The 10,120-nt window shown below is 69.9% G+C and carries 11 protein-coding genes and 1 tRNA gene; 4 read left to right on the top strand and 8 right to left on the bottom strand.

Annotated features, from left to right (window positions below):
- On the bottom strand, positions 1-224 hold a 224-nt coding region (locus tag C1I93_RS23875), incomplete at its 3' end, for a sigma factor (RefSeq protein WP_369007957.1).
- Between the two features lie 165 nt (positions 225-389).
- On the opposite strand from C1I93_RS23875, the gene C1I93_RS23880 reads away from it, so the two are divergent.
- Positions 390-1,391 carry an RNA polymerase subunit sigma-70 gene (locus tag C1I93_RS23880; protein ID WP_111245539.1) on the top strand — a complete coding sequence of 334 codons (1,002 nt, stop codon included), beginning with the start codon at positions 390-392 and terminating at the stop codon, positions 1,389-1,391.
- A gap of 54 nt (positions 1,392-1,445) precedes the next feature.
- Here C1I93_RS23880 and C1I93_RS23885 read toward each other — a convergent pair whose 3' ends face one another.
- The gene (locus tag C1I93_RS23885; RefSeq protein WP_111245531.1) at positions 1,446-2,177 is read right to left on the bottom strand and encodes a tetratricopeptide repeat protein; all 732 of its coding nucleotides are present in this window, start codon (positions 2,175-2,177) and stop codon (positions 1,446-1,448) included.
- A 389-nt stretch (positions 2,178-2,566) separates the two neighbouring features.
- Between C1I93_RS23885 and C1I93_RS23890 the strand changes: the two genes are divergently transcribed.
- Together C1I93_RS23890 and C1I93_RS23900 are read left to right on the top strand one after the other, a co-directional pair.
- Positions 2,567-2,971 carry a GntR family transcriptional regulator gene (locus C1I93_RS23890; RefSeq protein ID WP_223256518.1) on the top strand — a complete coding sequence of 135 codons (405 nt, stop codon included), beginning with the start codon at positions 2,567-2,569 and terminating at the stop codon, positions 2,969-2,971.
- Positions 2,972-3,309: 338 nt separating this feature from the next.
- On the top strand, positions 3,310-3,459 hold the full coding sequence (locus C1I93_RS23900; protein WP_181445300.1) for a hypothetical protein: 150 nt from the start codon (positions 3,310-3,312) through the stop codon (positions 3,457-3,459).
- Here C1I93_RS23900 and C1I93_RS23905 read toward each other — a convergent pair.
- Positions 3,452-3,739: a YxzC family protein gene (locus C1I93_RS23905; protein ID WP_111245534.1), complete on the bottom strand. Its 288-nt coding sequence runs from the start codon at positions 3,737-3,739 to the stop codon at positions 3,452-3,454. The genes C1I93_RS23900 and C1I93_RS23905 overlap by 8 nt on opposite strands.
- Positions 3,740-3,816: 77 nt before the next feature.
- Positions 3,817-3,889, bottom strand: a tRNA-Arg gene (locus C1I93_RS23910).
- A 339-nt stretch (positions 3,890-4,228) separates the two neighbouring features.
- Between C1I93_RS23910 and C1I93_RS23915 the strand changes: the two genes are divergently transcribed.
- Complete coding sequence (locus tag C1I93_RS23915; RefSeq protein ID WP_249412378.1) at positions 4,229-4,918, top strand: hypothetical protein; 690 nt, start codon at positions 4,229-4,231, stop codon at positions 4,916-4,918.
- 101 nt (positions 4,919-5,019) lie between these two features.
- On the opposite strand, the gene C1I93_RS23920 is transcribed toward C1I93_RS23915, so the two are convergent.
- The 4 genes from C1I93_RS23920 to C1I93_RS23935 all read right to left on the bottom strand — a co-directional run.
- On the bottom strand, positions 5,020-6,810 hold the full coding sequence (locus tag C1I93_RS23920; protein WP_111245535.1) for a serine/threonine protein kinase: 1,791 nt from the start codon (positions 6,808-6,810) through the stop codon (positions 5,020-5,022).
- Entirely contained in the window at positions 6,807-8,801 is a 1,995-nt protein-coding gene (locus C1I93_RS23925) for a cation:proton antiporter (RefSeq protein ID WP_111245536.1), read from the bottom strand. Before C1I93_RS23925 ends, C1I93_RS23920 begins: the two co-directional genes overlap by 4 nt.
- Positions 8,798-9,589 (bottom strand): protein kinase domain-containing protein, encoded by a 792-nt coding sequence (locus C1I93_RS23930; RefSeq protein ID WP_111245537.1) that lies wholly within the window; start codon positions 9,587-9,589, stop codon positions 8,798-8,800. The genes C1I93_RS23925 and C1I93_RS23930 overlap by 4 nt, the downstream gene beginning before the upstream one ends.
- Positions 9,590-9,608: 19 nt before the next feature.
- Positions 9,609-10,120 (bottom strand): FHA domain-containing protein (locus tag C1I93_RS23935; RefSeq protein ID WP_146603566.1); only part of this gene is annotated, 512 nt, incomplete at its 5' end.

The following is a 10,120-nucleotide window of genomic DNA, read 5'->3' on the forward strand; positions in this document are numbered from 1 at the left end:
TATAAGAGACACTTCCTGGCCTGGGCACCGGCGAAGCTGCCCGCCGCCCGCCAGACCGCGAGGTAGGTGTCCTGAAGCACCTCGGCGACCAGATCAGGGTCCGCACACCGGCGGCGCAACCGCACCTCCAGCCACGGTGCCGTCCGCCGGTACAGCTCGTCGAACGCCCGCCGATCGCCACGGGCGACCCGGCGTACGAGTTCCCCCTCGTCGGCGGCATCCATGCTTGCTCTCACACCCGGTAAGACGACAGGCTTCCCTGGATCAGGTCCCGAACCGGTGTGACCGCCGTCACGATCGCCATCGGCCTGCCCCTTCCGGGTGATGAGTTTCCCCGCCGGCATCCGTCACACCTACGACAGGACACGACGAGACGGAAGGACGACGCGATGAGCGCGGACAGGCGACTGACGGAGCCGGACGGAACCGGGCTGGGCGAGGTCGACGAGCCGACCTTCTCCGGGATGGCGCAACGGCACCGGCGCGAGCTGCACCTGCACTGCTACCGCATGCTCGGCTCGTTCGAGGACGCCGAGGACACCGTGCAGGAGACGTTCCTGCGTGCCTGGCGGCGGCGGGAGACCTTCGCGGGGCGGTCGACGTTCCGGGCCTGGCTGTACCGGATCGCCACGAACGCCTGCCTGGACCTGCTCGCCAAGTGCCGGCCGGAGCCGGCGACCGGCGGTGAGGTGCGGTGGCTCCAGCCCTACCCGGACCGGCTGCTCGACGAACTGGTTGCGGGCGATGGGGACGAGCCGGAGACCGTCGCCGTCGCGCGGGAGACCATCGAGCTGGCGTACGTGGTCGCGGTCCAGCACCTCGCGCCGCGCCCACGGGCGGTGCTGATCCTGCGGGACGTGCTCGGCTGGCCGGCGAAAGACGTCGCGGAGCTGCTCGGTGACTCCGTCAACTCGGTGAACAGCGCGCTCCAACGGGCCCGCGCCGGTATGCGGGAGCACCTGCCCGCCGAACGGCAGGACTGGACCGGCAGCGAGGAGGAGGACGCCGGAACCCGCGAGCTGGTCCGCCGCTTCACCGACGCCAGCGTGGCCACCGACATCGACCGGCTCGCCGCGATGCTGCGCGAGGATGTCCGGTGCTCGATGCCGCCCACCCCGGGCCTGCACATCGGCCGCGACGCGGTGGTGAAGGACTGGGTCGACGACGGCTTCGTGGGCATGACGGGTCTGCGCGGCATCCCCACCGACGTGAACCGGCAACCCGCCGTCGCCTTCTATCACTGGCGGGAACGGGAGGGCGCGTACCTGCCGCTGACCCTCGACGTCCTGCGGATCACCGGCGGGTTGATCACCGAGATCGTCACCTTTCACGACGACCAGTTCCAGCGACTCGGACTGCCGCAGCGCCTGCCGGCCGACAGCCAGGAATGATCCGGTGCGGACCCTTCCAGCACACAGCAGGCGGGCCGGACGTCGGATGCCGATTCAGTCACGCCAGGTGAGACCGAACGCCTCGGTGTCCGGCAGAGCGGCGCCGGCCGCGTACGCCGTGGCGAAGCCCGCCTCGCCCAGCGCCGCGGCGGCGGCCTGCCGGGCGCTCGCCAGCTCCGCCGCGTCGTCCGGGTCCGGCACCTGACCCAGCGCCGCGTACGCCCGGTCGGTGAAGCCCACCATCCGGGCGGCCAGCCGGTGGTCGCCCTCGGCCGCAGCCAACGCGGCGGCGGCGACCCCCAGGTAGGGCACGAACGACCGGTAACCCTCCCGGAAGACCCGTTCCCGCCCCTGGGCGAACAACTGCCGCGCCCGGTCGAGGTTGCCCAGGTGCAGCTCGGTGAACGCCAGGTTGTGGTACTCGGCGTTGACCAGCTCGGGCTGCCCCAGCTCCTCGTTGAGCGCGATGCTCGCCAGATATCGCTCCCGCGCCCGGGCGTGGTCACCGGACATCCGGGCCACCGCGGCCAGCACGTGTCGTGGCCGTTCCTCCAGCCGTCGGTCACCGGAGCGCACCGCGACCCGCAACGCCTCGTCCGCGAGCTGCTCGGCTCGGGGCAGGTCGCCACCGCGCAGCGCGACCCGCGCCAGGGCGTAGAGCCCTTCCACCTCGCCGCCGGGCTCGCCGGCCGCTCGGGCCCGCTCGATCTCCGCGCGCGCCAACCGGCCCACCAGCGCGGTGTCACCACGCCGGAAGGCGGACCGGACGTCCGTCTCGAAACTCACCTGTCCTCCTTCACCCGTCGACCCGCGTCGCCGGTCCTATCGCACCTCGTTGGTCACGGCGCTGGTTAATGTTGACCTGTTCCAGGTCCACCACATCCTGCCCGCGGCGGAGCACCTCGCGCCGAGAGGAACTCCCTGTCCGGAACAGTGGACGCTGCACCCTGACGCTAGGCAGCCCCAGTTGACGACGAGTGAACCGGCCGGCGTTCCGCAATCCGCGGCCGCAACCCCGCGACCACACCGCCAGCCCGCCGGCGCGGCCGGCGTGCGCTCCCCTGCGCCGCGCGGGCTCGTGGCCGCGCGGCCCGGCCGGCTGCCAGCCAACCCTCACCGGTCAACGGCGGCGCGCGCGGCCGGTGCGGGCCGCGTTCATAGGTGGGGTGCCCGCGATGGCGTACGGGATTCCGACGCCGAAATACCTGCGCGTGTTGAACACGCTACGGAAGCGCATCGAGGACGGCGACTACGCGCCCGGTGCGGCACTGCCGTCGGAGAACCAGCTCTGCACCGAGTTGGGAGTGTCCCGACCGACGGTGCTCAAGGCGTTGGGCATCCTCAAGCAGGACGGCTGGATCGAATCGCAGCAAGGCAAGGGCAGCTTCGTACGCGGCCGACCCGCCGCCGGCCACACCTCCCCGGAGTACGCCCGCGACGCCGTCGAGCTGAACGAGACCGGCGACACCGAGATCCTGCACGTCGGCCCGGTCCTCGCTAGACATCGCGGTCGGTACCGACATCACCAAGCTGGACCCCATCTGGGGCGGCGCACCAAGCCTCCGGCGACCCGATCATGACCTCGGTGCTGGTGATGCCCGGCAGCCGCCACGAGATCGAAGACACCTACGCCGTGTCCTGAGGTGCCGTCGTTGCTTCGTGGGCTCAGCGGCACAACCAGCCAGCGGCTCGCGTGACGCTGCCGTCACCTCGGTCGATGCACAGTTCACTTGTCTCGTAGTCGACCCAATAGGTCTGTCCGCGCTCGATCAACACCGGTTGGTGCAGATGGAACCACCGGCCGACGGTCGAAACCAGCGTGAGCCGATCGGCCGTCCCCCGCTTCTGCACGCGTCCTCCCACTGTGGGCATCGCTCCTATCCCCACATTGTGCAATCGAACCTGCGGCACGCCCGGGGTGTCGCTGTGGCTCAACGCCGGCTTGCCCGCTCCGGAAGTCGCGGAGCGGGCCGGCCACTCGGTCGACGTGCTGCTCAAGGTGTACGCCAAGTGCCTCGACGGAGACCGCAGCCGCACAAACGAACGCATCGAAGCGACGCTCAACTGAAGACGCCGCACCGTGCCCGGAATTCTGCGAGCCAGCCGCGCACCTGTTCATCGTCATGCAGGTACGGTTCACCCGGCCCGTCGCGAAGATCGATGCCGGAAAGCACCCCGAGTGCCCACCAGATCGGCTCATCAACCTCGGCATGCTCCAGGCTCCGCATAGCCCGGGTCGCCCAACGGTCGACTTCGTCGCGCGACTGGCTGCCGTCGAGAATCGCTGTGAACCGGGCCTCGACGTCGGTGCGGCCGGGCAGTGCCGACCGGCCGATCATCGCGACCATGATCCTGTCAAACAGCCCACGGCCTGCTGGCACCTCGGAAGCATCGCTGAACTGGGCAAACAGGCTGATCTTTGAGGTGCCCCCGGCAGGATTCGAACCTGCGACACACGGTTTAGGAAACCGATGCTCTATCCCCTGAGCTACGAGGGCGCGAGGGCCCAGTCTAGCGACCTGCGGGTACACCTGGGGTGGCAGGGCGTGGCCCGCGTTGACCCGCGTTCGCCCGCGTCGCCGGAAACCCCGTTCCCGCAGCCCACGACCACCGACCGACCACATCAACGCCCGTTTGCGACCGCAAGTGGGCCAGTTTGGTACTGGTTGTCCCACGGTGGCTCCTGCTGGAGACCACACGCCGCACACAATCGGGAAGGTCATGATGGGCCGCCCTTTCCCCTGATTCGGGAGCGAGTCTTGTTGATGAATCTGGGATCCTGTCTGGTTCGTTAGATCGGGCAGGGAGGACGGCCGATGGTGGCGGCAGGTGGCGTGGTGGGGGTTCGAGTGCGGTGTCCACAGCTGCAAGCGGCAGTGGCCCAGTTGATGGTGGCGGTGCTCGGCGACCTCGCCGCTCGCGACGGGGTCCCGGTGTTCGCGACCGTCCCTGACTTCGGCGAGTGGCACCGCCACGGGCAGGAATCGTTCGTCGCCCTCCGGCGCGGTGCCTGGCAGATGCCGGGCTGGGTCTCGGACTACCGGTTCCTGGACATCTTCGCTGAGATGACGGCGGTGCGCGCTGTCGTCGCCGCCGATGAGCTGCTGCGCGAGCGGGTGGATTGCGGCGTGGGCGTGGAGTTCGCCGTCACGCACCGCCAGCTGGGGTGGACGCTGGTGCAGCACATCCTGGAACCTGTGGTTGCCGCTGTCCGGGGCTACCGGTTCGACCAGGACGCCTTCGACGCCGCCTACAGTCGGTTGGAGGAAGGTGTGCTGGCCACGCGGGCGCGGCTGGTCGAGGCGATCCCGCTCAACGCCTTCACCCCCACGGCGGGAATCGAGGCGGTCACCCTGTCGGATGGCTTGGTGTTGCAAGCGATGAGCGACCGGCAGATGAGCGCCGCGATCGGCTACCACGCGGTTCCGATCACCTTCGCCAGCGGCCCGAACTCGGTGACCGCGTCGCCGTTGACAAGGACTTCGACCTCGTCGCCGCGATCACCGGCCAGCCAGTCGAAACGCTGACTGGCTGAAGACAGGGTAGGGATGCAGCGCCGAACCCTCCGGATGAGAGGAGGCGCGAGGAGACCTCGATGTCGGCGGCCTCAGTTGTTCCGGAGCAGTGGTCAGACGCGGATGTCGATGTCGTTGAAGGAGACCTCGATGGGGAATTGGTCGGAGGTGTTCAGTACGCCAAGGACGATGCGGCCCTCGGTGAACGGGGAGTCCTGCCAGGTGCCGATCTGTTCCCCGTCGCGGGTGAAGGTCAACTCTTCTCCTGCGGCGGTGATCCCGACCGTGATCGGATCCCCATGCGCCGGCGGTTCGGCGTACGGAAACGTTGTCAGCTCCGTCAGGTCGCTGCCGTTGTCGAGTCCGTGGGTCAGCAGCCGGTAGCCGTCGGCGCAGACCGCCAGGAGATGGCCGGCCTCCCAGTCCGATGCCGTGCTGAACTTGCCGAACCGCAGCCACACCGCCGAGCAGCCGTCCCCGGTCAGGATCCGTGTCGTCACCGTGACGGTGAAGTCGCCGAAGGCCCGGCGCGGTCCGCGGCAGCGGTACGGCCCAGACGACTCCTTCGTCACCACAAGCGCGTCGTCGAACGAGCAGGAAGCCTGGTTCACGTTGTCCTGCACCACCCGCCAGTTCTTCTCAACGGTCAGCGGGTCGGCGACGACGGAATCTCCTTCGGGGGTCGTCGCCGTCGTGGAGGGCGACACCGGCGGCAGGGAGGCCGCACCGGTGACCTCCTGGCCCGCGTTGTCGCGGTTGATCGGGATGTGTCCGGAGGCGATTCCCGCGAGCAGGGACACCGCCACCACCGCAGTGAAGGCCAACACGACGGATGCTGTCCGGCCGAGCCCTCGCCGGGGCTTCGGCGCTCCGGCTCCGACCGTCGGTGCGACCTGCGGCCGGGGACCGGACTTCTCGACCCGGGCAGGCGAATGGAACCTGGTAGTCACCGAAGCTGGGTTCGCCACGGCATGCCTGTCGTCGGCGGCCTGGGCGTCGGCCACCGCCTCCCGCAGCGCTGGCTGCTGATTCAGGACGGAGGTGGCGTCACCTGCGCGTTGCGGGCCGGTGTCCAACAGCCGGTCCAGCAGCTCTCGGGCGGTGGGGCGGTCGGCCGGATTCTTGGCAAGGGACTGCTCGACGAGGTCCCGCAGCGGGCCGGTGAACCCGCCGAGGTCTGGCGGCATGGTCAGGATGCGGGCGGCGACCATGTGCGGCATGTCGGCGGCGAACGGGCTGCGGCCGGTCCCGGCATAGGCGATCACCGCGCCCCAGGCGAAGATGTCGGCGGCCGGGGTCAGATTGCGGGCGGAGCCTTCGTCGAAGCGTTCCGGTGCCATGTAGGTGACCGTGCCGACCATCTGACCAGCGCGGGTGTGCTGGGTGGTCTGCTCGATCGCGCGGGCGATCCCGAAGTCGATCACCTTCGGGCTGCCCAGGGCGAGCAGGACGTTGCTGGGTTTGAGGTCGCGGTGAATGACACCGGCGCCGTGGATCGCGGTGAGAGCTGTCGCCACCCCGATGGCCAGACCGTGCAGATTGGACGACGAAAGCGGTCCCTGCTCGGCGACGACAGTGGCGAGGCTCGGGCCGTCGACGTATTCGACGACCAGGTACGGCTGCTGGTGGTGGGGGTCGGCGTCGAGAACCTCAGCGGTGCAGAACGGCGGCACCGCCTGTGCCCGTTCGACCTCGCTGCGGAACCGCTGCCGGAACTGCGGGTCGTCGGCCAGCTCCATTTTGATGATCTTCACGGCGACGCGGCGGCCCTCCGGCGTCACGGCCAGATACACCGTGCCCATGCCGCCTTCGCCGAGCCGCCCGATAAGCTCGTAACGTCCCATGTGCCGGGGGTCGCCGGGCCGCAACGGCCTGCCGTTCACCGACCTGGTGGCATCGGTCATGCGCTGTTCACCTGTGTCGCTTCCTTGTCGTCCGATGTCCCAAGCCTTGACGCCCACGGCTCCGGTGCCTTTCCGGCCTCGCCGATGCTGGCACGGACCACGACATTAGCGCCTGCCGTCGAGTCGGCTGCCACGACCAGCGCACCCGCCGCCTCGACGTCGTCCGATCCCTCCCGCACGGTCAGGCCGTGCCGGCGCAACTCCCGCACGGTCGCCGCCAGCCGGCGGGTGACAGGCGGTTCCGCATCGACGATCAACGTGACCTGGTGGGCCGCCGCCAGTTCAGCCGCAGTCCGCAGCACGGCCTCCGCCCGGGTGTCGCCGGTGAGACGGGCGATGACCACACCTGTCGGTGCCGGCGGAGTCGCGGCGAGCGTAATGACAGTGCCGACCATCGGCGTGCCGCCCGGTTCACCGTCGGTCATGACGACCAGGTCCGGTTCACCCGTGCGGACGATTTCGGCGAGATCCTCGGCTGGATTGCTGGTGAACCGGGCCACCATCGGCACGTCCGGGCCACCACCGGCACGCGCCGCCAGGGCCTTCAGTTCGGCCATCGCCTGGTTCATCTCCAGTAGGCCGTTGCCGATTTCGAGCGGAGCCGCCGGGTACGGCACCAGCCGGGCCAGCGCGAGCGTCGCCGGCCTGCGGGATCTGACCACCGCGGTCGCCAGGTCCAGGACCGCCGTGGCGGCGGGTTCCGCGTCGGGCACCACCACCAGGGCCTTGTACCCGGCGGTGCCACGCAGCGCCGCCCGTTCCGCCTGGGCGACGTCGCGGTCGGCGATCCGCTGCGGATAGATCCAGGCGAGCAGCGGGCCGGCCATGATCGTGGTGACCAGGGCCATCACCACCATCATCGAGAAGATCTGCTGGTCGATGATGGCCAGTTGCAGACCCACGGACAGGATGACGATCTCGGTCAGGCCGCGCGTGTTCATCAGCGTCGCCAGCGCGCCGGCCTGCCGGGCTCCGACCCGGTTCAGGCGTGCTCCGGCGTAGGCGCCGATGAACTTGCCGCTGATGGCGACCAACAGGATCAGCGCCAGCTCCAGCAGGGCACTGCCGTCGACGGTGGAGAGGTCGACCTGTAGCCCGGCGACCACGAAGAACACCGGCAGCAGCAGAAGCACACTTACCTGTTCCAGACGTTCGAGGATCTCGTGGCGCAGCGCCTCACCGCCGACCCGCGGCATCACCGCTCCGAACACGAACGCGCCGAAGATGGCGTGTAGACCCATGATCTCGGTGAGGTAGCAGGAGATCAACAGCCCGGCGAGGATCACGGCCAGGATGTCGGGGGTGAGCCGCCCGGCGCGCTCGCGGGCCACGGCCAGGCGTCGCAGCAGCGGGCGGACCCAGCGGAACATCACGAACAGGAACGGGATGATGCCGAGCACCTGCCAGGGCAGACCCCCGTCGGCCGTCCCGACCGCCACCACCACCGCCAGCAGCGACCAGGCAATCACGTCGTCGACCGCGGCGCTGGCCAGGGCCAGGCCGCCGACCTCGGTGCGGATCAGGCCCCGGTCGGCGACGATCCGGGCCAGCACCGGGAACGCGGTGACGGCCATGGCCGCGCCGATGAACAGCGTGAACGGCAGGGTGTCGGTGACGTCGTGGCGGCCGGCCAGCCACAGCGCCAGGACGGCACCGAGCCCGAGCGGTGCCAGGATCGAGCCGATCGAGACGCTGACCGCGACCCGCTGACGGCCGCGGACCAGGGTCTGATCCAGTTCGTAGCCGACGATGAACATGAACAGCACCAGGCCGATGTTGGCGAGCCCGGCCAGCGCGGGAAGGACGTCGGACGGGAAGAGCCGGTCGCTGACCAGGGTGCCGAAGATGCTCGGACCGATCAGGATGCCCGCGATGATCTCGCCGATGACCGGTGGCTGGCCGATCTTGCGAGCCAGCGCGCCCAGGGCCCGGGCCAGGACGATGATGACCGCCAGGCCGAGCAGCAGTTGACCCACGGCATGGGAGGTCACGGCTGGACGCCGTCGATCCGGTCGGCGAGGGTGGCGGCGTCCGGCCGCTGTTCGGCCGGGCCAAGGCAGTCCCGCACCAGGTCAGCGACAGGTCCGGGCAGGCTGTCGCTGACAAGCGGGGTGGTGGAGAGCACCCGGCGCAGGGCGAGCAGGCCGTCGGACGCGGGCAGGTCCCCGTAGACACCGGTCCCGCTCGTCACCCGGTGCAGCACGACGCCCAGCGACCACACGTCACCGGCAGGACCCGGGGCGCCACCGAGCAGCACAGCCGGGTCGACGTACTCGATCGTGTCGAGACCGCCCATCCCGGTGACCGTGACCCCCTCAGCGAACACCTGGGACAGTCCCAGGTCGGACAGTCTGCCGCCGTCGCGATGCAGCAGCACGTTGCCCGGTTTGATGTCGCGGTGCGCGATGCCCGCCGCGTGCATGGCGGCGGCGGCCCGCGCGGCCGAGGCGAGCGCCCGCAGACCCTGGACCACGGTGTACGGCTGGGCCGGGTCGGCGAGCGAACCGGCGGGCAGGTACTCCATCGAGTAGAAGAAGACACCGTCCTGCTGGCCCGCGTCGATCGGGGTCACCAGGTGCGGGGAGCGCACCGCCGCGAACGCGGCGAGTTCCCGGGTGGCCCGGCGGAACGCCACGTCGCTCGACTCGGCGTGCAGCACCTTGACGGCGACGAACTCGACGTCCAGCGGCAGCCGGCGAGGGCGTCGGGCCAGGAAGAAGTGCCCGTGGTTGCCGGAGCCGAGCGGGCGGACGAAATCGTAGTCTGCGATTCCCTGCACCTGAGTGTGTTCCTCACGTCTACGTGTTGCGGTGAGACTCGTAGCGGAACCAGCGTGGTCCCAAGTCGATGCGGGTGCCCGGGGTGATCACGGCGGGCACGCCGGGGGTGAGCTGTTCGGGTCCGGCTGTGCCGGGACGGTGCAGCAGGGTGCCGTTCGCCGAGTTCAGGTCCACCACTGCGACGTGCCACCCGTCGAGCCGGACGCGGACGTGGCGGCGGGACACGCCGCTGGCCGGGCCGGTGATCCGCATCGGGCGGGCCCGTTGCGCGGTGACGTCTTCGTCGGTGTCGGGGTCGCGGCCCACCACATAGTCGGTGTCGAGGCGCAGCGTCCTGCCGTCGTCGAGCAGCAGCACGCCCAGCGGTGGCCGCGGCCCGAGCCGGGACACCTGGGTCAGCTGGGCCATCGAGATGCCACAGATCTGGCAGTACCGCTGGTCCGGGTCGTTGAAATGGTCGTCGCGGCAGAACACCCCTTCGACCAGGGCCTGGGTGGCCGGCTGTGGCGGTTCGGGGGAGGGCCCTGGGT

The sequence above is a fragment of the Micromonospora endophytica genome, from assembly GCF_003236305.1.
Classification (GTDB): Bacteria; Actinomycetota; Actinomycetes; order Mycobacteriales; family Micromonosporaceae; genus Micromonospora; species Micromonospora endophytica.